This window comes from Croceifilum oryzae (assembly GCF_030814315.1).
In the GTDB taxonomy this organism is placed as follows: Bacteria; Bacillota; Bacilli; order Thermoactinomycetales; family Thermoactinomycetaceae; genus Baia; species Baia oryzae.
Genome location: NZ_JAUSUV010000001.1, coordinates 283,104 through 306,280, shown reverse-complemented (window position 1 = coordinate 306,280; position 23,177 = coordinate 283,104). Strand labels below are relative to the sequence as shown.

The window sequence follows — 23,177 nt, the reverse complement described above, 5'->3', positions numbered from 1 at the left end:
GCTGTTTTATATATTGTTCACAAATACATTAACGAAACTCAGCTATAACCTCAATAACTCCTTCGATATGTTGATTAAACTCTTCAAGCTCTTCGGCAGGAATCCAATATTCCTGATGCCCCGTTCCACCAACTGTTTGAACGGTGTAACGATTGATCAAGTCTTTACGAACCTGAAAGCGAGTCACATACCCTACATAACCCGATGTCTCATCTTTTGTATTCCAGTCACGAGCGATTTGAATCGCATACTCTTCATTTAAAACTGGATAGAAAATAGGTTGAAAGGAAAGACGTGGTGGGAAGGCACGATAGTTGCTAGCTTGAATTAAATCTAGTTCTTTTTGTCCTACCGGGCGATACAAAGTAACAGTTTCCATGTTGAGACTCCTTTTTAAGAGTGGTAAATTATTATGCTTACTTATAAAAAACTCTATAGAAACCTTATTATGACATAAAATTATTACTTTTTGGTATTTATTTGTATCATTATTCCACAAGGCATCATATAAGAAGAGGGGTTCAACTATCCTAGTGAACTCCTCTTCTTTAGTTTCCAGAAATAATTATTAGTAGAAGGTATTTTATCCCCTATATCAAACGAATTCGTTATATAGTAAAGGTAGCATTCTAACTCATAAAATTACATAGATAGAGTAACTAGAAAGGAAACCATATACCTATGAAACAAACTGGTACGCTTGCACCGCTTGTACATACGTGGAATCAGGATCAACCTATCGACTATCTACTCCAGCTTTCGGGTGAAGAAATCACGCTTAACGATTATCTAGGGACCGAAATCACGATCTCATTCACTGGAGAGATTCGCTGTATACACTGTGATAAACGAATTAAAAAAACATACGGCAGTGGCTACTGCTACCCGTGCTTTGCTTCTCTTCCGCAAACGGATCTTTGCTTCGTGCGGCCAGATCGTTGTCATTTTCATGAAGGAACTTGTCGTGATCCGGAATTCGGGATGGCTTATTGTATGACACCACATTTTGTATACTTAGCGATCAGCAGTGGAGTGAAGGTAGGAATCACGAGGGCAGGGAACGAAACGCGACGCTGGATTGACCAAGGGGCTGTTGCGGCGGTACCGATTGCTTGCGCTCCAACCCGTAAGGACGCAGGAGAAATCGAGGCTCTCTTAAGTAATCATCTACCGGATAAAACGAATTGGCGGCGTATGCTCACAAGTCAAGGCAGTGATGTCGATTTAACGATTGTGCGTGAGGAAGCGCTCGGATACATACCAGAACCTTATCATCCTTATCTATTATCGGACGAGGAAATTCGTCATTTTCAATATCCACAAGTAGAAATCCCTGAAAAAGTAAAATCGATCAATCTCTTAAAGCAGTCGGACGTAACAGGAAATCTACTAGGTGTGAAAGGACAATATATCATTCTCGATCAAGGCGTTCTTCAAGTGCGTAATCACTCTGGATACCATATATCTTGGGAGGCATCTGGAACCTAAAACAGCTTATAAGGTGGCTTGATTTTCGGTTCCATTCCTTTTTGGAATCGGATCCAATGATCTTTTTGCTGATAGATACAACCTGCTCCTAGTCCAAACAAGATCACCCACACTGAAATTTGCGAGACGAAAAATAAGGATAGCAGGCAAATCCCTGCAATGGCTAGCCATGTAGAGAGAAAGGTAAAGCGAGTGAGAAAAAGGCTTACAATAAAGATCAAGCCCCCTACTATAAGGAGAAACGGGCTTAACACAATCAAGCCTCCTACACAAATCCAGATTCCCTCTCCCGGCCGAATGGATGGGTAAAAGGGGTACCATGTTCCTAAAACAGCGAAAATGAGTGCTGCCCACGCCCCCATCCATCCAGCAAATATCAGACCAATGCCTACTGCTACTAACCCCCTCACTACATCCAACAAGATCCATGCCACTCGAGTGGGATAACGAACAGAGCAAATTTGAATACACCACTTCGGAGATAAACTTCCAATTAAATATGCAATGATGACACCAAAAAGGAAACCCAATATCGTTCATCCTTCCCTTATCCGACTTTTTGCTTGGGAGTAAATCGATACAGCAATTGAAACATGATAATGAATCCACAATAACCAAACAGCGGATATAAAATATGTACCAATGTAGAGAAACCTGCTAGAGAACCAGCATACGCAATCCCAAAAATGGCTAGCATTACATGTGTCTGACGTACAGGGAACACTCGCTGTAAATTTGCTGTTAAACCGTACACATTACTTACGAGTGTCGTAAAAATCTCCGCCCAGATCACGATCAAGAAGAAGCCCTGCATCCACTCCCCTAGCTGTGAAACCATCCATGCCATCGGTAAATCGTATAACTTCACTTCATCCATATGAAGCTGCAACGCATAATTACTAGCTAGTAGCATAAACCCGAGTCCAAGTCCCCCAATCCAACTACCTAACCGCAGTACACCTTCATCTCTGATTTCCGCACCAAGTGGCACCAACACGGCTTGTGCCATCACAATATTAAAAGCAACATAGGTAATCGCTGAGATGAGCCAATGTCCATGTTCTCCATTTGATTCTTGTACCGCAATCACTTGCCAATCTCCGTAATACCAAGAGTACAAACCAATCACGATCAAGAATGAAAACATCAAAGGGACCACGAATGAGTTTACTGACATGATCCCGTTGATGCCCTTCTTACAGACGAAATACGTGATGGCAATCGTGAGCATCACACCTAGATGAAACGAAAGCCCCAATTGCTCCTGAAACAGGGAACCTACTCCTGATAGCATCGAAGCGGTCACACCGAACAAGACGATGCTAATCATCGCGCTCATCACAGGTCCAAAACGAGGTCCAAATACATATAGATTAAACTCCTCAAAAGAGTGAGCCCGAAGCCTCGATCCAAAGATCATCATGCGAGTTCCAAACCATGAAAATAGAAAGGTACTAATCAATATCGCTCCTATCGCGTATCGACCGTACATGGAGAAAAATTGCAAAATCTCTTGTCCGGAAGCAAATCCTGCTCCCACAATCGTCCCACAATACGTAAATCCCACTCGAACCGCTAAGGAAAGACGACCTCGCACAAGTCTCCACAACCTTCCTGACAAACATGGCTAGGACTACTATATGGGACAGGTCGTTGGATTAGAACACAAAGAGAAAAACCCCAGCTCACGAGTGAGTCTGAGGTTTTTCTCTTTGATTGGCTTAGGGCCGGTTGCCACCACCAGGACCTGGTGGTGGTTTTGGTCCTCCACCATTATTATCTTGGCCACCACCACTATCTGGTGGCTTATTTGGATCTGGTTTATTTGGATCGTTACAACTCGGATCATTTGGCGCACATGGCGGCTTATTTGGATCCGTTGGTTTATTCGGATCCGTTGGCTTATTCGGATCATCTTTACACTTCGTCGGATCCACAGCTGGATCACATTTCGTTGGATCCTCCGGTTTTGGTTTCGTACCTGAGAGCGACAGCGTCTTTTCTACCGTCTTGGTACCGCCCTCTTCATCTCCGTCACCTTTTACCGTTGCAGTCACTTTGTAAGTAAACTTCTGGTTCGGATCGTTTACATCAACCGTCGCACTTGAATCTACTAGAGAACCCGCATGTCCTTCTTCAATTACTGTCGTATAGCCCGTACCGTCTTTTCTCTCAACTTTGTAGACGGCATTTGGTGAGCCACCCGTGATGTTGATCTTAACTCCTTGACCATTGGACGAGATCGAGAAGTTAAATCCTTTTATTTCTTCACGAGGTTGAGGTTCTTCTACACCTTCTGGCTTTTTAAATTTACTTGCCGGAAGATCTTTCAAGACCTTACTCATAATAGCATTCCATAGTTGTGTCGGCTGAATAGCACCTGAGATGGGAACAAATTCAGGATCGCCTTCTTTGTATTTGTAATCATTCACTACAAAGGCAGCACCTACCAAGTTATTGGTAAACCCGACGTATGCCCCGGATTTATTATCATTGTTGGTTCCCGTCTTTCCTGCAACTTCATGGTTTGCGATTTTAACATTATGATCCTTCGCTACTTCTTTCAACATCAGCAGTGTATTATAAGCTGCTTTTTTGGAGACTACTTCGTCTCCTGGCTTAAAACCTTCTGGATTCTTTGGCTCAATCTTTTTTCCTGCCATATCCTTGACTTCTAAAACGGTATGGGCTTGTACAGATGCTCCATTATTTACGAAAATCGAGTACGCTTGTGTCATCTCAGGAGCTGTAACACCGTTATTTTTAAATCCACTTCCCAAGGCTAAAGCAGAAGGAACCTCTCCGTTTACCTTTAAGCCCATTTTCCGAAGATAATCTTCTGATTTTTCTAGGGTCACCTTATCAACCACTATTCTAGCGGCAGCTTGGTTATTAGAATCAACCAACGCTTTAACCAACTGCACTGACTCTTTAGCAGGAGGAGTTCCCGATGCATTTTTAGGTCTCCAACCTCCAGGACCAACAAATTGTTCGGTACTAATGGTTGAATACATATCAAGCTTTTTATTCAGATCAAGGTAAGGCGCGTATGCTGCGATTGGCTTAATGGATGAGCCTGGTGAGAAACGACTCGTTGCATAGTTTAACGCTCCTACCTTATAACCTCTACCACCAGACAATGCTTTAATCTCTCCTGTTTGAGGTTCTGTGATGGCAAAAGATGCCTTTAAAGCTTTTCCTGATTTGCCCCGAGAGTTTTTATTCTTATAGTTCTCATCGTTGTTTACTTCTTGATCCACAATATCATCCATCTTGGGATCGATCGCAACTTTAATCTTATAGCCCTCATTATTGAGACTTTGAGGATTAATTCCGTAGCGATCTCGTAATTCATCTTGAACATAGTCTATATAAGCCGCGTGTTGTGTTTTCTTTTGGAATTCGCCCGCTAACTTATTATCTTCTCCCGTACGTAATGTCGACTCAACCGAATTCCCAACCGCCTGCTCCGCTTTGTCCTTCGTCAGTAAGGCAGGTGAATACTCGGAATCAGTCATCTTGTTCTTCAAGATCCAGTCACGACGTTCTTTTAACTTTGCATGACGGCTCTCTGAGAGTGGGTTAAACGTATTCGGGTTGTTTGGAATCGCGATTAAGGTAGCCACTTCTTCAGGTTTAAGTGTATCCTTGGTTAAATCTTTTCCAAAGTAAATTTTAGAAGCCGCCTGTACCCCTTGGATGGTCGTTCCAAAGTCAATATAGTTTAGATAGCCTTCTAAGACCCCATCTTTACCCACTGTCGGATCACCAACTAAATCCCAAGCAACCTTCATCTCTGCCACCTTACGGTTAGCCGTTTTCTCTTTGTTCTTTAGGATGATGTTCCGCGCAAGCTGCATCGCAAGTGTACCACCACCGCCACCTTTACCCGGATTTAAAATATTTTGGTATACAGCCCTTCCTAAGCCTTGATAGTCAACACCACCATGCTTATAAAACCGAGCATCCTCTGTTTTCACAAGGGTTTCGACCAACATCGGATTATGTTCCTTCAAGTCTTTAAGCGAGACAAATTGTTGTTTTCGATCTCCAATATTGCCAATAACCTTATTATCTTTGTCCATTACAACACTCGAACTCTTGTTAGCTTCTTTTAATTTATCTATCGACATCGGTGGTACTGATACGAAAAAATATGTAAGAACTCCAGCCCCGATGAGAAATAGAATCCCCAAGGTAGCCCCGATCGTCTTCAAATTAATATACTTTCTCCAGCCACTGCGTCCCTTCTTGCCACCTGTCTGTTGGGAACGTCTTCCACCTGCTCCCTTACCTGCTCGACTGGCGCGACTCCGAGCCCCTCGCTCCGAGCTAGATGATACCGAATCCCCATCTTGACTCGAACCATTTATCGCTTGAAGTCGGCTCATTCGTCCTCCCGAACGACTCGTACCTGCTCGAGATGACTCTTGGAAGTTGGAGCCTTGATGGTTATGGCTACGCGAATTGCGTGGATAATCACTCATTTCTTCAACCTCCTATGTAAAAAAATTCAATTTTATTCCGATTTTTAACATTTACAAAAAGCATGTTATCTGATAGGAAATCCTTCATCATTACACCCCTTATTTTCTTCATTAGAGTACATTAGACCGCTCAGAGATGCAACCGAAGAATTCCCCATTCTGTAGGCAAATTCTAAATATGCGGTGACATTTCCTTGAACATTGATAAAAAAGCTAGGACCTCAAAGGTATCCTAGCTTTTTCTTCGTTTTTCTCTACCAATCAGTTAGCCAGTCAAAGAAACCCTTGTCTTTCTTGCTTTCTTTCTGTTCTCCTGATCCAGATGGGGTCACAGTAACTGTATTAGAATCTACTGACTGCCCTGTCTCTCCATCAATCACCTTTACTTTAAACTGGAAGCTGTTACCTGACTCCCCGTCTAATGGGACTCGAATCGAGGTATCACTAAAGGCAGCATCTTGGACTTTCTTCTCTCCACCGTCTATACGATAGATCTCATAGCGAACACGAGGCGTTTGCATATCTTGCGGTACAGACCAATTCAGAATGGCTTCATTCTTAACAGAATCAAAGTTACCAGTCAAATTCACCTTGCTCAGCTCAAATGGTGGGTCTGGATCTTTTACTCCATCTGGGCGGGTAAATTCAAGAGCCTTTTGACCTTTTTCTGCCGCTTGAATAATGTCGTTAAATACGCTAACCGGAACTCTACCACCTGATAAAGCAGTTACTTTCTTCTCAGGCTTCGTGTTATATACCATAACCGCCGTTACATAGCGCGGTGTATAGCCGACAAACCAAGCTACTTTGTTTTCGTTGGTTGTACCTGTCTTACCGGCAACAGGCTGATTCCCTGATTTCACACCCGTTGCTGTTCCAGATTTCACTACTTCTTGTAGCATCTTATGAGTATAGTAAGCCGCTTGAGGTTCATAAATCTTTTTATCTTCCAACCTCTTTTTCGCCTTATCTTCTAATGGTTTCTTTTTTAGCTTCCCATCCGCAGGCTCTTGGACTTCCACAATCGTCCGCGCATGCTTCATAACTCCATTGTTAGGGAATGCGGTGTAAGCTTGAGCCATTTGTAAAGGAGTTACCCCTTTACCAACGCCGCCTAAGCCGAGAGCACCCATATTTTTATCCGTTTTGGGGTCGAGTCCTAGCTCCAATTTTTCCGTATATTGGAACGCTTTACTAACTCCCACGTATTTTTGTAAGGTGTCTAGTGTCCCTAAGTTATAAGACTTCTTAGCCACTTCTTGTAGGGGAACCGTACCATGCTCTCGTCCATCTGCATTATCTGGAGAGTATCCACCGCCGAAATCCTGTTTACGGTCTTCTACGGTCGTATACGGATTCACTTTATCCTTGTTTAAATCCATCGCAGGAGCAAATACCGTTAACGGCTTAATCGATGAACCCGGTTGTTTCGGATCGCTAAATGCTTTATTTAAATCACCCGGTTTATAATTCTTCCCACCACCGATGGCAACGATATAACCATCTTTATCTAACGTAACCGTTCCTCCCTGGAGCTGGGAACTGGTTTTGTCGAGATTATTGAGTGCTTCTTGCGTTTCTTTCTGCACATTTTGGTTTAGACGGGTTTTAATCTGAAGCCCGAGTGTACTTAAATTCTCAACTTCTTCGTCTGAATATCCGTAGTCCTCTTTTAGTTCTGCTTTTACTTGCGTGATAAAAGCAGAATTTAATTGTGAGCTTTTACCAGCTAAGTATTTATCCCGATAATCGGTCGTCCATTTGAATTTATGCTTCTTTGCTTTTTCGTATTGATCCGTGGTAATAATCGGCTTTGCGCCATCATCATCATGCGACATTACATATAAAGTCGTTTGTGCACGTTTTTCGCCTCGCTCAGCATTTTCCTTCCCACAAAAGCCACAATATCGGGTTGGGGCCTTAGGTAATCCTGCTAAATAGGCAATCTCCGCGACTTCTAATTTATCTTTACTAATATCTTTATTAAAATAGAAGAGGGAAGCTGCTTTGATTCCACGGGCTTTTCCACCGAAGCTAATATAGTTGAGGTACGCTTCGAGGATTTTATCTTTCCCCGCTTCTAACTCCAAGTTCCATGCGGTTCCAATCTCCATCAATTTCCGTGAAAATGTCTTCTTCCGGTCATTTAAGATTACATTCCCCGCAACCTGCATCGTGAGCGTACTACCACCTTGCCTTTTTTCCATCGCAATGAGGTTCGTCACCATCGCACGACCCATACTCCAATAATCGACACCTTTATGCTCATAGAACCGGTTATCTTCCACCTTCACAAATGCTTGTGGCAAAAGTGGGTTTACCTTTTTTATATCATCTAATGAAATATAGTCGCGATACTCGTCATCACTAACCGGAATCTTTTTCCCGTCTGCATCTTCGAGTACGGATGAGGCCAAGATCTGATCTAATTTATTAATCGGATATACTACACCCATCGCCGAAATCGTGACATACATCCCCACTACTAGTAACATAGCGGTAGCAAATACGATACCGATCCATTTCAGTGTAAACAATTTTTGAAAACCAGTTTTGCCATTCGAGCTTCCACCACTTGATTTTCTTCTCGCGATACGAGAGCCCGAGGCACGTTTCGTTTGAGATTGAACCAATGGTGCCGATCCCGATGATCTGGAGCTCTGACTAGTGTCTTTACTCCTCCTAAATAGATTCATAGATTCAAACCTCCTTGAAAAATTCCCAACTTCGACTCCCATAACTTACTTGCAAAACAACGTCTAGCCTCCCCCTACTGGCTTGTTATCCATCTAAAAAGCACTTATGATAGGGAATGAGGTGAAGAATATATGAATACGAATGCTGCTGTTTTTGCATGTCGTTTTACAGGAATCGCAGGGATCTTACTGTCTATCTTTTTAGGGTTTACGAGCGGATGGGACCTATTTTTCTATGGTATTCTCTTTTCTGCTTTCTGGTTTTGCCTGTCTTGGTATTTTAAGAGACAAGAATAAGGAAAATAAGAACTAATTTTTATTATATCGCAATCTACTCTTACCCGACTATATATCCCCTAAAACTTGCCTGTAGGGTACCGTTTATGAGTCCTTACGAAGTGTATGAAGTAATTGCTTCATATCTTCAGGGATCGGTGCTTCCCATGCTACCCAGTCCCTTTTTCGCAGATGGTAAATTTTAAGCGACTTCGCATGTAGTGCTTGCCTACCGATCAGATGCTTCTCTTCCTCTCCGTGCCCATAAAGCTCATCTCCGATAATGGGATGTCCAATGGAAGAGAGGTGAACCCGAATTTGATGGGTTCTACCTGTTTCGAGCCATAGACGCAAGACAGAAGCATGGGGAAATCGTTCGATTACTTCATAGTGGGTAACCGCCCTATTTCCTTCCTCGCTAAAGTCAATAAATCGGAGCAGAGGTACATCCGGAACTTTTCCAATGGGAAGGTCGATCGTTCCTCTGTCATGAATGAGATTCCCGTGAACGATCGCGAAATAACTTCGTTCGTATCGTTTTTTTGCCATTTGATCTGCTAGAAAGGCATGACCGTAAGCATGTTTTGCTAGTACCATCAAGCCAGATGTATCTTTATCTAATCGCGTAACCGGACGGATCTTATGATTTTCTCCCCGCTGTTGCCAATAATAAATTAACCCATTTGCAAGTGTTCCGTGTTGATGAGAGCCAGTAGGATGAACGACTGTATTTGGTGGCTTATTTACCACGATCAGATCCTCATCTTCATCGACCACTGTAAAAGGAACCTCTTCAGGAGAAATATACTCCACGTCTTCCGCAATATTCAATTCAATTCGAATCAGGTCCATCTCTTTCACCCGACTTCGAAAGAAAGTCCATTCTCCATTTACCCAAACTCGCTTCTCATGCTTAAGAACACGCATCATCCGCCTCGAAAACCGAAATTGCTTTCGTAAAACGGTTTCGAGCAACTCCCCATCTTCTTCAGGAGTGACAACATGTTGAAATAGGGTCGTCTTAGACATCCTAGTACACCTCCGAATATGACGATATCCGTCAACTCGTGTAGTATACCAAAGGAATGGGTAGAACGCACGAAATCCTCGTTATATAAAGAATCTCTACTCTATCCTAAAAGAAACCAACTATCTGTTCTATCGTTTTATCTTACAACATCCTTACTTCTTTGTTATATTCCAAAGTCTGTTAATACAAAAAAACCATATTCACACCAATCCTTGATGAATGGTATGAATACAGTTGATCATTTTTAGTAAATAACTTCAGATTTCTTATGAGTCTTATTAAAAGAAGCGGGGTTTGGATTAAAATAGGATGGGTCATACGCTTTTACAAATTTCTTTCCAACCGAATAGCCTGAACCCCACGTCGGATCCATCGTAATCCACTTATCACCAATTTTCGCCTCAACCCAAGCATGAGGCTCCCCTGCATTGCCTCCAATATATCGGGCAGGAATTTCACTGGCACGGAGCAGAGCAATCGTCGTAAGGGCATAATCATGGCATATGCCTTTACCCTCTCGTAACGTCTTGATGGCACCATCATCCCAATAGTTATCTTTCTTTTTCAAATCATAGGATACATTCGTAGCAACATGCTTATAGATCGCTCGCGCTTTCTCCATTGGCGAACTCGCGTTGGCTGTGATTTGTTTACTCAGAGAGATGATCTCAGGATTATCAGACTCCATACCGCTTCCTGGTAACAAGTCACGTAAATCAGCCGTTACTGAATTCTTTACTTCAAAACTTACAACAGGGGAATAATGCAAGTCTCCTACAGTAAGTTGCACTTTATAATCTCCAGCTCCAAATCGCAACGGGATCCATTGAGAAAACTTTTGATCTTTGACTGGAATGTAATAATTTGATTTGTCTTCTCCTTTATCCGCACGAACAACGAGATACTTTACTGGTTTCGTATCTTTGGAAGGAGGCTCTACAGATCCTTGCAAGAGCACTTTGCCATCATAGATTTTCCCACCTGCAATGGGTTGCTCTAATGTAACCCCATACTCTTTATAAAAGCTAGGATTGTATCTCATCGGGACTTGTTGTATAGAAGAGGTATTTTCTACAGTAAATCGAGCTGCGGAGAAATAATAGTTTTTCTTAGAAGGATCAGGAATTAAGATTTCAACCTCGTGCTTCCCCTTCCCATAGAATAGGGGCACTGGTTGACGAAATTTTTTATCCTTAATGGAAATAACCTTCTCCCCAACCTGACCCTCTTTGGAAATCCGGACTAATAATTGATCCCCTGCTTTTGTTTCTGCAATAGATCCTTGAATGAGAAACTCATCTTTCCCTATACCTGCTCCCGTTGTCGGTTGTTCTAATAGAAACCCACTCTTTTTCGCCTCATCTGTGTATTCAATCTTCTTACTTCCGCCTGTTTCATGTTCAATTGAATCCACAAAATTGGATATTGCATTTGGTAGCGCACACGAAGTTAAGGTGCTACCTAGTAAACAAAAACCTAACATGATTGCAAGTTTTCTCAACTATACCTCACCCTTTATCTTCTCAGCTCTAGTAAAAAAGAGGAATTACCATTACGGTGTCCCTCTCCTCTTACCCCTTTATTCTTTGATTAATCGATTTTAGTAAATAACTTCAGGTTTCTTATGAGTCTTCTTAAAAGAAGCGGGGTTTGGATTAAAATAGGATGGGTCATATGCCTTTACAAATTTCTTTCCAACCGAATAGCCTGAACCCCATGTTGGATCCATCGTAATCCACTTATCCCCAATCTTTGCTTCTACCCAAGCATGAGGTTCCCCTGCATCGCCCCCGATATATCGCGCAGGAATTTCACTCGCACGCAGAAGGGCAATCGTGGTAAGGGTATAATCATGGCATATTCCTTTACCCTCTCGTAACGTCTTTAATGCACCATCATCCCAATAGTTATCTTTCTTTTTCAGATCGTAAGATACATTTGTCGCAACGTGCTTATAGATCGCTCGTGCTTTTTCCATCGGTGAGTTCGTGTTGGTCGTAATTTTTTTACTCAGAGAAATGATTTCAGGATTATCAGACTCAATACCGCTTCCAGGTAATAAGTCACGTAAATCAGCCGTTACTGAGTTTTTCACGTCTATGTCTACAAGAGGAGTAAAATACTCGCCGCCCTCATCTAACGAGAGACCTACTACATACTCCCCAGCTCCAAATCGCAATGGAATCCATTGGGAGAATTTTTGATTCTCGACTGGAAGATAGTACATCGATGTGTCTTTGTCTTTTTCTGCATGAACAACCAGATATTTTACCGGTTTTGCATCCTTGGAAGGAGGTGCAACCGTTCCCTGTAATAGTACTTTGCCATCATAGGTTTTCCCACCTGCAATGGGTTGATCGAGTGTAATCCCATTTGCTTTATAAGGCTTACTATATTTTATAGGTGTTTGTTGCACATCGGAAGTATTATCTACTGTAAATTTGGCAACAGTTACGTTGTAACCATTGGTTTCCATCATGATTTCCACCTGATGACTCCCCTTACCATAGTAAAGAGGAATGGCTTCATGAAACTTTTTATCCTTTATCGCAACTTTTTTTTCCCCAGATAGACCATCTTTTGAAACCCAAACAGATATTTTATCTCCTGCTTTTGATTCCGCAAGAGATCCTTGAACTAAGAACTCCTCTTTCCCTATGACTTTCCCCGTTGTCGGTTTTTCCAATGTAAATCCATTCTTTTTCGCCTCATCCGTATATTCAATCTTCTTACTACCATCTGATTCATGTTCAGTTGAATTTATATAGTTGGATATTGCGATTGGTAACGCACACGAAGTTAAGGTGCTACCTAGTAAACAAAAACCTAACATGATTGCAAATTTCCTCAACCATACCTCACCCTTTATCTTTTCATCTAACATTAACGATACTTCTATTCAAGAAAAAAAGAGAATTACCGTTTGGCAATTCCCTTAAAATAATAAATTGACAACCAATGATCCAACCAATTTTCGATTTCAAATTCCATTTTAAAGCATTACTATCATACACCATAATAGATATATATAGTTAATAAATATTTTTGATATTTTTCTACTTTATTTCATGGACATAGATAGAAAAGTAGCTTCATCTAAAATATTTATTCCTAGTTTTTCTGCCTTATCTAGTTTAGAGCCTGCCTTTTCACCCGCGATTACATAGTCTGTCTTTTTGCTAACGCTTCCTGTGACAGTCGCTCCTAGTGTTTCTAACAAGTCTCCTGCTTCACTGCGAGAGAGGGTTTCCAGTGTGCCCGTAATCACCACTGTTTTCCCGCTGAACGGACTCTCGGCGACTCCTGCTGCACGGACTGCTCCTCCAGTGAAAGTTAGGTTCACTCCTGCTTGGCGCAATTGCTCAATCATGTGACGCACTTCTGGATTGGCAAAATAGGCAACAATGCTTCCCGCCATCTTAATTCCAATCTCTTCGAGTTCGATGAGCTCTTCTTCTGTAGCAACCATGATGGCATCGATATCCAGATAATGCTGGGCTAGGATTTTCGCTCCTTTTGCCCCAACAAAGCGGATCCCTAAGCCAAAGAGTAGTTTCTCTAGAGAGTTCTTTTTACTCTCTTCGATCGCTGAAAGCAAGTTTTGCACCGATTTCTCACCCATCCGCTCTAAGGAGATAAGTTGTTCTCGGGTCAAAGTATATAAGTCGGCTACTCCTTGAATCAGACCCGCTTCAAATAACTGGGTGACAACTCTGTCTCCTAAACCATCAATATTCATTGCGCCACGGGAGACAAAGTGAATGATTCCTTCTCGAGTTTGAGCAGGACATTGCGGATTAACACAGCGAAGAGCCACTTCCCCTTCTAAACGTACAAGGTCACTTTGACACTCTGGGCAATGAGTAGGCATCTCGTAGGGATATTCATTTCCAGTCCGTTTATCGGTTAAAACCATTACTACTTCTGGAATAATATCCCCCGCTTTTTTGACGATGACATGGTCACCGATCATCACCCCTTTTTCCCGAATGAAGTCCTCATTATGAAGGGACGCTCGTTTGACCACAGTTCCCGCCAAGCTTACAGGGGCTAGCAATGCAGTCGGGGTTACAACACCCGTACGACCTACATTGATCTCAATTCCCTCTAAGATCGTGACAGACTCTTCTGCTGGAAACTTGTAAGCAATCGCCCAACGGGGGCTTTTTGCGGTAAATCCTAACTCTTCCCGTAACGCAAGATCGTCCACTTTAATCACGATTCCATCAATTTCATAACCGAGATCAGGACGTTTTGCCTGCCAACTCTCTATGTATTCGATCACGCCATCGATATCATCCACTGTACGGAATTCTGGATTTACTTTGCACCCCAGATGGGTCAAGAAGTTAAGGGACTCTGTATGAGTGTGTATATCAAGCCCTGACAGGTCACCCATTCCGTACAAAAAGATATCTAACGCACGTTCCGCAGCCAGCTTGGGATCTAATTGCCGAAGCGAACCAGCCGCCGCATTACGAGGGTTAGCAAATAGTGGTTCCCCGCGCTCCTCTTTTTGCTGGTTAATCCGTGCAAATTCTTTTTTAGGCAGATACGCCTCGCCACGAACCTCGATCGAAAGCGGCTCGGTCAAACGCAGCGGAATCGAATGAATCGTTTTTAGATTCCCGGTAATATTCTCCCCGGTTTCACCGTCTCCACGAGTGGCTCCCAGTTCAAAGCGCCCATCCTCATAGCGTAATGAAACAGCTAATCCATCGATTTTTAATTCGCATACATAACGAATAGTAGCCTCACCCGTCATCCGCCGAATCCGCTCATCGAAATCACGGAGACCTTGTTCATCGAATGCATTTCCTAGACTCAGCATCGGACTTAGATGTTCTACTTTTTCGAAATGAGCGAGCGGAGTCCCCCCTACTCGCTGGGAAGGGGAGTCTGAAGTTAATAGCTCTGGGAAACGATTTTCGATCTCGACTAGTTCACGCAATAACTGGTCATACTCGCTATCCTCAATCGTTGGTTGATCTAACACATGGTATTCATAGTTATAACGATGGAGCAAACGATGAAGCTCCTCCACACGCTGGCCCGCTTCTTGAATCGTCAACGGTTCAGACCTCCTGATTATTCAGCTTTGGTAATCGGGGCAAACTTAGCAAGTAGCTTCTTCACACCCACTGGCGTAGGGAAGGCAATATTTAACTCGGTATTTTCTCCCTCACCCGACACTTGAACCACAGTCCCCGTTCCCCATTTACTATGTTCCGCTTTATCACCCACAACCCAGCTACCAACTGGCTGAGCCTTCGTACTCATAGGGCGGCGTTGTACCGTAGTCGTCGTACTTGTGCGTTGATTGCCGATTCGCTCTACGATTTCAGTTGGAAGTTCCTTTAGAAAACGAGAAGGCAGATTCATACTGGTACGTCCGTAAATAGAGCGAGCACGAGCATATGTTAGGTGTAGCTCTTTTTCTGCACGCGTAATTCCGACATAAGCAAGGCGCCTCTCTTCCTGCATCTCAGACTCATCATCCAATGAGCGAGAATGCGGAAAAATGCCTTCCTCCATCCCAACTAAGAACACATGTGGGAACTCTAATCCCTTTGCACTATGCAAAGTCATCATTCCAACTTGGTCACCTTTGTTACTCTCATCTACCATGCCGTTTTCATCTAATTGATCCACATCTGAGACAAGTGCTAAATCACTTAAGAATGTAATGAGCGTTTTATCCTCACTCCGCTTCTCAAATTCCTGCGCAACAGACACAAACTCATCAATGTTCTCTAGACGGCTAGCTGCTTCAATCGTTTTCTCTCGTTTCAGCTCTTCACGGTAGCCCGATCGTTGGAGAATCTCTTCCGTCAACTCCACGGCTGATAAATACTCAATCATCGCGTGCATTTGTTGAATCAAGGAAGTAAACTCATACAACGTGGTCATGACTCGCTTCGTAAGTCCGATCTGCTCTGCTTCTAGAATCGAGCGGAATAGGGACAAGCCTTGTGCCGTAGCATACTGAGCAATCTTCTCCAATGTTGCCGCGCCGATTCCTCTTTTAGGCACGTTAATCACACGTGTAAGGCTTAAATCGTCATCAGGGTTTACGATTAGACGCAGATAGGCTAAAAGGTCCTTAATTTCCTTTCGTTCGTAGAACTTAATTCCGCCTACTACTTGATACGGAATATTTGCTTTTAGCATCACTTCCTCTAACACACGAGACTGCGCATTGGTCCGATACAAGATCGCAAAATCTCGGTACGGAACTCCCTCACGATGTCCCTGTAAAATTTGTTCCGCTACATAATACGCTTCTTCATGTTCATTTCCGGATTCCATCACCATGATTGGCTTCCCAGCATCATTATCCGTCCACAGACTTTTAGGCTTCCGCTCTGTATTATTTGCAATCAGGACGTTAGCCGCCTCTAGGATTTTTTGGGTTGACCGATAATTCTGCTCCAGCTTGATCATCGTCGCTTGAGGATAATCGCGTTCGAAGTTCAAAATATTGGTGATATCTGCACCTCGGAAGCGATAAATGGACTGATCGCTATCCCCTACTACACACACATTTTGATGATGTTCAGCCAATAGTTTTACCAGGGTATACTGTACATGGTTGGTATCTTGATACTCATCCACATGGATATATTGAAATTTCCGTTGATAAAACTCTTTCACTTCTGGAACGGTAGAAAGCAATTCCACCGCTTTCATCAGTAAATCATCAAAGTCGAGAGACTCATTGGTTTTAAGCTTATGTTGATACTTCTCATAGATTTGTCCCGCCACTTCGTCTAAAAAAGTAGACGCATGAAGTTGCATTTGCGCAGGTGTTCGTAGAGCGTTTTTAGCGGAACTAATTTTATTTAAAATGGTTCTGGGTTCAAATTTCTTCGGGTCTAAGTTTTCCTCTTTTAATACCTGCTTAATAACCGTCAACTGATCCGATGTATCTAAAATCGTAAAATTCCTCGAATATCCAATTCGATCAATATCTCTACGCAAAATCCGCACGCACATCGAGTGAAAAGTAGAAACCCAAATATCTTCCGCCGCAGAGCCTACAAGCTTACCAATTCGCTCCTTCATCTCCCGTGCCGCTTTGTTGGTAAAGGTGATCGCTAGGATATTCCATGGATGAATACTTTTCTCTGCCAACAGATAAGCCACACGATGAGTAAGAACTCTCGTCTTCCCACTGCCTGCTCCTGCGATTAACTGAACAGGCCCCTCAGTCGTTTCCACTGCCTGCTTTTGTGTCGGATTTAATCCGTTTAAAAGTGTATGTATAGATGAAGTATATGATTGCATATCATGATCGCGCCTACCACGAATCAGTAAACGCTGCCCCCTTCCCCTTATCGAATCCGTTTCGTCTCTTTAACCCACGATACCGTTTGAAGTGCTACTTCTATATCATCATAAATGAGATTCCCCACCACTACGATATCGGCAAACTGCGCCATTTCTCTCGCTTGATTTTCTAAGCGAATCCCGCCCCCATAGATGAGCTTCGTATTCTTAAGCTTCTGAGCGGTAGCTTGTACCACCCGGGCATCTCCGTACACCCCACTATATTCTAGATAAAAAAAAGGAAGGCGAAATAGGTGCTCCGCGATCTGCGCATATGCCAAAATATCGTCATGCGTTAACGACGTCTGTGCTCCAGTTAGTTGTGCTACTTTTGCTTCGGGATTTAGTACGACATATCCTTCTACTGCTACTTGATTCCACGGTATCCACTCACCAAATTCCTTCATGGTTTTTTGATGAGCCCCGATCAACCATTCGGTATCGTTTGTATTCAATACAACCGGGATACAAAATCCATCGAATCCAGGAACCACGGCTTTCGCATTTGAAATTTCTTGTACGCACGGAAGTGAGGTTTGTTTGACCCGTCTCATTAAATCATGTGTGTTTTGATAGGTAATGCCATCCGTTCCACCAACGATAATCGCATCCGTACCCGATTGTAGCAAGCGAATAATCATCCCTTCTTCAATCGGACGATTGGGATCTAGCTTAAATACATGACGCCACGTTTGCATCCGCTCTACTAACATATCATGACCACCGCCATCGTCTTATCCCATATTATACCATCACAAGAAAAGCCCCGCCAAAAAAAGCGGGACCCCTAACCTATTTCGTTAATCCTCTTTCTTTAATAAGCCATCTTCACGAAGGCGTTCTAGCGCCAACTGATAGCCTTCTGTTCCATAATGGAGACAGCGCTTTACACGTGAGATCGTAGCAGTACTTGCTCCTGTCTCTGATTCAATCTGGTTATACGTACAGCCTTCTTCTAGCATTCTCGCTACTTCTAATCGTTGAGCGATCGATTTCACTTCTCCAACTGTACACAGATCATTAAACAGGCGATAACATTCTTCCATCGTCTCTAGTTTTAAAACGGCATGAAAGAGTTGCTCAAGTTCTCTTTGTTTTAACTTATTCAATTGCATGGGTAACCTCCTCAGAGTAGAAGGAAACAATTTTTTCTTTTATTTTTCAAAGCATAAATTCAACAGAAATACAAAAATACCTTTTTCCTATATAATTTACCGCCATGAAAAAAAGAACCAGGTAGTGTTGGTTCCATTTTCAAAAACCATCTTCTCTGTTAGTATTTCCAACTTTATCTTAACATAGTTGCGATCGATTTAGAAATATGATAATAGGTTCAATTATCGACGCTTTCAAGCCAAATATTGGAGCAAAAAAGAGAAGCTAAGGGCGTGATATGATCGCCCTTAGCTTCTCTTTTTACTATCCTTGTACACGGATTTCTTTAATGCCTTCGCCTTGTCTCATGTTTTGTGCGTGCTCGAGTCCGCTGGTAACTTGGCCGAACACAGTATGTACACCGTCTAGATGAGGTTGTGGTTCATGAACGACAAAGAATTGACAAGAGCCTGTGTCTTTTCCTGCGTGAGCCATGGATAAAGCACCTGCTACGTGTTTATGTGGATTTCCTGCTGTTTCACATTTGATTTGGTAGCCAGCTGAGCCAACTCCTGTACCTTGTGGACAGCCTCCTTGAGAAACAAAGCCTTTAATGACACGATGGAAGTTAAGCCCGTCATAAAAACCTTCATTTGCCAACTTTTCAAAGTTAGCTACTGTATTCGGAGCTGCTTCATCATAAAATTCCAGCTCCAATTTGTTACCATCTTCTAATAGGACATAACCCTTTTTCATACTCTTCCCTCTCCCTTCGTCTTACTATTCTATAGTACCATAAATAGCCAATCGCGCACTCCCCTTGATTGTGTAACAAATGGTAGAAAAATAAAAGCACAGACTCACTCTTCCTGTAAGGAAATAAGAGTGAGTCTGTGCAAAAAATAGTATAAGTCCATTAAAAAGAATCGAGTGAATCCTTCGTCTGACATTCATAAATACTTGCCAAACCACATGCAATACATTTAGCATACTGATCTCGAAAAGATAAATCACTAAATAGTTCATCATTTTGCCCCTTTGGCAAAGAAGATAGCGCTAACGTAATCGCTGGCATATCAGCACTACGCAATTCAATAATCTGTCCACCTTTTGATTCCGTATCATTCCGCTTTCCCAAATCACATATTCCAAACCTACGTAAAAAACGAGTAACTTGATTATGCAAAAAGCACTGTACTCTACGAACTTTTGACCCCGCAATCACACTCACATACGTACTAAATCCACTTTGATCTCGGTCTAACATCCCATCCGCATGCAGGCTTACAAATAAATCAGCCTTCCTCTGGTTAGCCCAACCAGCTCTCTCGTTATTCGTCAAGTCAACATCATATCGACGAGTGAGAGTGACATCGATGCCTTCAAATTTCTGTAGCTCTCTCTCAATCCGATGAGCTAAATCTAGGCATACGTCCTTCTCTAAAAACATGGAGCCCACCATCCCACTGTCTGTCCCACCATGACCTGGGTCCAAGCATATGAGGACGCCCATTACATCCACCACCTACATGTTGTGTTCTAGTCGAATGTATTCGTCTTTACATCTACACTCATTCTTTCTCTTTATAACCCTTCGATAAACCTACTTTTTCTATTTTTTAGGAGCTATATGCGACACACTAATAAGCGCTTACACATTGCTTTTTCCTAGAAATAACACGATATTGTCAAAAGGTCAAGTAAACTTTGAAACATTGATTCATTTACATTTCCCTATTGACAGTTTCTCAATTCATCATATAATGAAATTGAGAATCATAATCAATAGCGCCACCCATTCATTTTTTAAGCAAAATGAATTACAACTACACTTCCATAAGAAAGAGTTATCCATTTATATGGGTAACTCTTTTGCTTATGGAAGTCTTTCTATGTGGGTTAGACAATATACTTAGTAAGAAAATAAAAAATGGAGTTAATGAAAAATACTCCTACAGATACTGAGGTGAGATCGTTTTGAAATATGTTTCGTATTTTGAGCAAACAAACCGGGATAGCATCGATGTCGTGGGTGGAAAAGGAGCCAATCTCGGCGAATTAACACAAGCTGGCTTTCCAGTTCCGCCTGGGTTTTGCATTACCGTGGACGCTTATCAGCAAATCCTGTCCACAAGTAAACGAATGAATGATTTCCTTGAGATGCTCGACCAAACGGACCCTGAACACCTCGATGTCATTCAACTCGTTTCCGAAATGATCCGCGGACATATTTTAACTCTGCCAATGGATCCAACCGTTGAATCCGAAATCATCCGTGCTTGGGAAGATCTTGGGACAACTGATTCTTATGCCGTTCGCTCTAGCGCAACAGCGGAGGATTTACCTACTGCATCCTTTGCAGGACAACAAGACACCTATCTCCATGTAAAAGGAAAGGATCAATTGCTCGATACCGTTAGGAAATGTTGGGCCTCTCTCTTTACAGACAGGGCAATCATTTACCGCTCTAAAAACGGTTTCGATCATCACTCTGTCTTCCTATCAATCGTCGTACAAAAGATGGTATTTCCCGATGTCTCAGGCATTCTCTTTACTGCTGACCCCATTACGGGACACCGAAAAACGACCTCGATTGATGCTGGGTTTGGACTTGGAGAAGCGTTTGTCTCTGGGATGGTAACCCCTGATCTTTATAAAGTACGAGACAATCAGATTATCCACAAACAAATTTCTAAGAAGGATAAAGGAATCTTCGCTCAAGAAGAAGGCGGAACTGAGTGCAGGGAAATAGATCTAGAATTACAAGAGACCCAAGCACTTTCCGATCAAAAAATCAAAGAATTAGCAACCATTGGGCGGGAAATTGAACAACACTTTGGTTCTGAACAAGATATCGAATGGTGCTTGTGCGGTGACCAATTCTACATCCTTCAAGCCCGTCCCATCACTTCCTTATATCCAGTCCCAGCTCCTCGGGATCAACAATACCGTATTTTCTATTCAGTCGGTCATGGTCAAATGATGACCGATTACATGAGACCACTCGGTAGATCTGTTTGGAAGACCATGTTTCCTTACGGAAAAACAGCAGATCGTACCGAAAGCTCCGTCTTAGTAGAAGCAGGCGGTCGATTGTTTATGGATATCTCCGAATTCCTTTATATCAAACGTGCTCGCCAAAAAATTCTCCAGAATAAAACGAAGGATGCGAGTCTCTCGGCTCTTAAAAAAGCGATCTTAGATGGAGAAATCGAAAAGCAAGCGCCTAAGCGAGGCAAGTTACGAAAAGCGATCAAAACCTATAAATCCATGATTGGATTCTTTACAAAAATGATTCCGCGCTCGCTCAAAGTGATTTATTTTGAGGATCCCGATTTGATCCAAACACGTGCTAAATCAGACTATCAGGCTGTGCTAAACAAGTATACAGAAGAAGTATCTCGCCGATCTGGAGTCGACCGCATTCGATATATTCAAGAATTACTAGGCACCTTCTTTGGTCCCAAATGTTTTGGTAACGCTCTGACCTACACATATGCGGGCTTTATGACGCTGGGTATCCTAGAAAAGAAAGTAGAAAAATGGTTACACGAAAAGCTAGACCCCGCTATCCACAAATCTCCACCTGGTAATATAACCAGTGAGATGGGCTTAATGGTGGGCGACTTAGCCGATGTGTTAAGAGATCACCCTGACGTGATGGAATATTTAAAAACAGCTGACAATGGTACGTTTTACGTGGGATTACACAATATTCCAGGTGGAGATGCATTTCTAACATCATGGATCCAATTCATGGAGACCTATGGAATGAGAGGACCGGGTGAGATCGATCTAACGCGATCCCGTTATCGAGAAGCCCCGATGATCTTGATTCCAGCGATCCTCGGCCACATCCAGACCAATGCTCCCGGAGAGCACTGGGAGAGATTTAAACGCGGGGAACTGGAAGCAAACGAAGCAATCGATAACTTGTTAACACGTTTGAAAGCACTTCCTGGTGGATCACGAAAAGCCAAAAAAGCATCCAAATTGCTTCGCATCTTCCGAAATACGGTAGGCATCCGTGAGTTTCCCAAGTACATCATGATCCAGTATTTCGATCTTTTTAGGAAAGTGTTTATAGGAGAATCCGCTACGTTATGCCAACAAAGCCAGCTCGATCATATAGAAGACATCTTTTATTTATCTCTAGACGAAATCATCGCTCTTCTAGAAAATCATTTACCCGATGCCAAAGAACTCATTCAGTCGCGAAAAGAGCATGAGTCTCGGTATCAAAAATGTACGACGCCCCACATCATAACAAGCGATGGAGAGATTTTCACACCTGAACAAAGCAACGAACACGCCCCGCCCGGTGCTTTAATCGGAATCCCTGTATCTGCTGGGGTTGCAGAGGGTTATGTAAAGGTCGTTCGTAGTTTAGCAGAAGGGCAGCTAAACAAAGGAGAAATCCTCGTTGCACCCTACACAGATCCGGGTTGGACTCCGCTCTTCCAATCGGCAACAGCACTGATCACCGAAATAGGCGGCTTAATGACACATGGATCTGTTATAGCAAGAGAGTATGGAATTCCGGCAGTTGTCAGTGTAGAGAATGCGACAACGAGATTGAAGGATGGGCAGTATATTCGGGTGGATGGTACGAATGGATTTATTGAGATTCTGCGGGATGTAGGGGAAGAAGCAGTTGTAGATAGTCAGAATGATGGTGATTTTTGATCGTTAAGCAAAATCAAGCATTAATATAGAGGAAGAGAGAAAGCTGTTTAGCCACTGCGTCCTACTTTGCAGTAATTAGCGAAACAGCAT

The 23,177-nt window shown here is 42.7% G+C and carries 17 protein-coding genes; 3 read left to right on the top strand and 14 right to left on the bottom strand.

Annotated features, from left to right (window positions below):
• Window positions 1–28 precede the first annotated feature (28 nt).
• Window positions 29–379 (bottom strand): hypothetical protein, encoded by a 351-nt coding sequence (locus tag J2Z48_RS01460; RefSeq protein WP_307250290.1) that lies wholly within the window; start codon window positions 377–379, stop codon window positions 29–31.
• Window positions 380–681: 302 nt separating this feature from the next.
• On the opposite strand from J2Z48_RS01460, the gene J2Z48_RS01455 reads away from it, so the two are divergent.
• Window positions 682–1,488: a DUF2797 domain-containing protein gene (locus tag J2Z48_RS01455; RefSeq protein ID WP_307250288.1), complete on the top strand. Its 807-nt coding sequence runs from the start codon at window positions 682–684 to the stop codon at window positions 1,486–1,488.
• On the opposite strand, the gene J2Z48_RS01450 is transcribed toward J2Z48_RS01455, so the two are convergent.
• The 4 genes from J2Z48_RS01450 to J2Z48_RS01435 form a co-directional block, all read right to left on the bottom strand.
• Window positions 1,485–2,018, bottom strand: a complete 534-nt coding sequence (locus J2Z48_RS01450; RefSeq protein WP_307250286.1) for a glycerol-3-phosphate acyltransferase — start codon at window positions 2,016–2,018, stop codon at window positions 1,485–1,487. The two genes, J2Z48_RS01455 and J2Z48_RS01450, sit on opposite strands and share 4 nt — an antisense overlap.
• A 17-nt stretch (window positions 2,019–2,035) precedes the next feature.
• Entirely contained in the window at window positions 2,036–3,085 is a 1,050-nt protein-coding gene (locus J2Z48_RS01445; protein ID WP_307250284.1) for a YkvI family membrane protein, read from the bottom strand.
• Between the two features lie 124 nt (window positions 3,086–3,209).
• Window positions 3,210–5,975 (bottom strand): transglycosylase domain-containing protein, encoded by a 2,766-nt coding sequence (locus J2Z48_RS01440; RefSeq protein WP_307250282.1) that lies wholly within the window; start codon window positions 5,973–5,975, stop codon window positions 3,210–3,212.
• A gap of 254 nt (window positions 5,976–6,229) precedes the next feature.
• Window positions 6,230–8,671 (bottom strand): transglycosylase domain-containing protein, encoded by a 2,442-nt coding sequence (locus J2Z48_RS01435; RefSeq protein ID WP_307250280.1) that lies wholly within the window; start codon window positions 8,669–8,671, stop codon window positions 6,230–6,232.
• Between the two features lie 132 nt (window positions 8,672–8,803).
• Here J2Z48_RS01435 and J2Z48_RS01430 point away from each other — a divergent pair, with 132 nt between their 5' ends.
• Window positions 8,804–8,968 (top strand): hypothetical protein, encoded by a 165-nt coding sequence (locus J2Z48_RS01430; protein WP_307250278.1) that lies wholly within the window; start codon window positions 8,804–8,806, stop codon window positions 8,966–8,968.
• An 84-nt stretch (window positions 8,969–9,052) separates the two neighbouring features.
• Here the strand turns inward: J2Z48_RS01430 and J2Z48_RS01425 are convergent, their stop codons facing one another.
• The 9 genes from J2Z48_RS01425 to J2Z48_RS01385 form a co-directional block, all read right to left on the bottom strand.
• Complete coding sequence (locus J2Z48_RS01425) at window positions 9,053–9,976, bottom strand: RluA family pseudouridine synthase (RefSeq protein ID WP_307250276.1); 924 nt, start codon at window positions 9,974–9,976, stop codon at window positions 9,053–9,055.
• Window positions 9,977–10,221: 245 nt separating this feature from the next.
• Entirely contained in the window at window positions 10,222–11,478 is a 1,257-nt protein-coding gene (locus tag J2Z48_RS01420) for a transglutaminase domain-containing protein (protein WP_307250274.1), read from the bottom strand.
• Window positions 11,479–11,577: 99 nt separating this feature from the next.
• Window positions 11,578–12,828, bottom strand: a complete 1,251-nt coding sequence (locus J2Z48_RS01415) for a transglutaminase domain-containing protein (protein ID WP_307250272.1) — start codon at window positions 12,826–12,828, stop codon at window positions 11,578–11,580.
• Window positions 12,829–13,038: 210 nt separating this feature from the next.
• Window positions 13,039–15,048: an NAD-dependent DNA ligase LigA gene (ligA, locus tag J2Z48_RS01410; protein WP_307250270.1), complete on the bottom strand. Its 2,010-nt coding sequence runs from the start codon at window positions 15,046–15,048 to the stop codon at window positions 13,039–13,041.
• 17 nt (window positions 15,049–15,065) lie between these two features.
• The gene (pcrA, locus tag J2Z48_RS01405; RefSeq protein WP_307250268.1) at window positions 15,066–17,264 is read right to left on the bottom strand and encodes a DNA helicase PcrA; all 2,199 of its coding nucleotides are present in this window, start codon (window positions 17,262–17,264) and stop codon (window positions 15,066–15,068) included.
• Window positions 17,265–17,311: 47 nt separating this feature from the next.
• Entirely contained in the window at window positions 17,312–18,019 is a 708-nt protein-coding gene (pcrB, locus tag J2Z48_RS01400) for a heptaprenylglyceryl phosphate synthase (protein ID WP_307250266.1), read from the bottom strand.
• A gap of 87 nt (window positions 18,020–18,106) precedes the next feature.
• On the bottom strand, window positions 18,107–18,421 hold the full coding sequence (locus J2Z48_RS01395) for a YerC/YecD family TrpR-related protein (RefSeq protein ID WP_307250264.1): 315 nt from the start codon (window positions 18,419–18,421) through the stop codon (window positions 18,107–18,109).
• 304 nt (window positions 18,422–18,725) lie between these two features.
• Entirely contained in the window at window positions 18,726–19,157 is a 432-nt protein-coding gene (locus J2Z48_RS01390; protein ID WP_307250262.1) for a peptidylprolyl isomerase, read from the bottom strand.
• Window positions 19,158–19,317: 160 nt separating this feature from the next.
• Window positions 19,318–19,914 carry an N-acetylmuramoyl-L-alanine amidase family protein gene (locus J2Z48_RS01385; RefSeq protein WP_307250260.1) on the bottom strand — a complete coding sequence of 199 codons (597 nt, stop codon included), beginning with the start codon at window positions 19,912–19,914 and terminating at the stop codon, window positions 19,318–19,320.
• Between the two features lie 464 nt (window positions 19,915–20,378).
• Here J2Z48_RS01385 and J2Z48_RS01380 point away from each other — a divergent pair, with 464 nt between their 5' ends.
• Window positions 20,379–23,087, top strand: coding sequence for a phosphoenolpyruvate synthase (locus J2Z48_RS01380; protein ID WP_307250258.1), 2,709 nt, complete (start codon window positions 20,379–20,381; stop codon window positions 23,085–23,087).
• Window positions 23,088–23,177: the final 90 nt, after the last annotated feature.

Excerpts from the sequence above, each read along its gene's own strand:
- J2Z48_RS01460 (WP_307250290.1), bottom strand. The coding sequence starts at position 379 with ATGGAAACTGTTACTTTGTATCGCCCGGTAGGACAAAAAGAACTAGAT.
- J2Z48_RS01455 (WP_307250288.1), top strand. The coding sequence starts at position 682 with ATGAAACAAACTGGTACGCTTGCACCGCTTGTACATACGTGGAATCAG.
- J2Z48_RS01440 (WP_307250282.1), bottom strand. The coding sequence starts at position 5,975 with ATGAGTGATTATCCACGCAATTCGCGTAGCCATAACCATCAAGGCTCC.
- J2Z48_RS01435 (WP_307250280.1), bottom strand. The coding sequence starts at position 8,671 with ATGAATCTATTTAGGAGGAGTAAAGACACTAGTCAGAGCTCCAGATCA.
- J2Z48_RS01430 (WP_307250278.1), top strand. The coding sequence starts at position 8,804 with ATGAATACGAATGCTGCTGTTTTTGCATGTCGTTTTACAGGAATCGCA.
- J2Z48_RS01425 (WP_307250276.1), bottom strand. The coding sequence starts at position 9,976 with ATGTCTAAGACGACCCTATTTCAACATGTTGTCACTCCTGAAGAAGAT.
- pcrA (WP_307250268.1), bottom strand. The coding sequence starts at position 17,264 with ATGCAATCATATACTTCATCTATACATACACTTTTAAACGGATTAAAT.
- pcrB (WP_307250266.1), bottom strand. The coding sequence starts at position 18,019 with ATGTTAGTAGAGCGGATGCAAACGTGGCGTCATGTATTTAAGCTAGAT.
- J2Z48_RS01395 (WP_307250264.1), bottom strand. The coding sequence starts at position 18,421 with ATGCAATTGAATAAGTTAAAACAAAGAGAACTTGAGCAACTCTTTCAT.
- J2Z48_RS01390 (WP_307250262.1), bottom strand. The coding sequence starts at position 19,157 with ATGAAAAAGGGTTATGTCCTATTAGAAGATGGTAACAAATTGGAGCTG.
- J2Z48_RS01385 (WP_307250260.1), bottom strand. The coding sequence starts at position 19,914 with ATGGGCGTCCTCATATGCTTGGACCCAGGTCATGGTGGGACAGACAGT.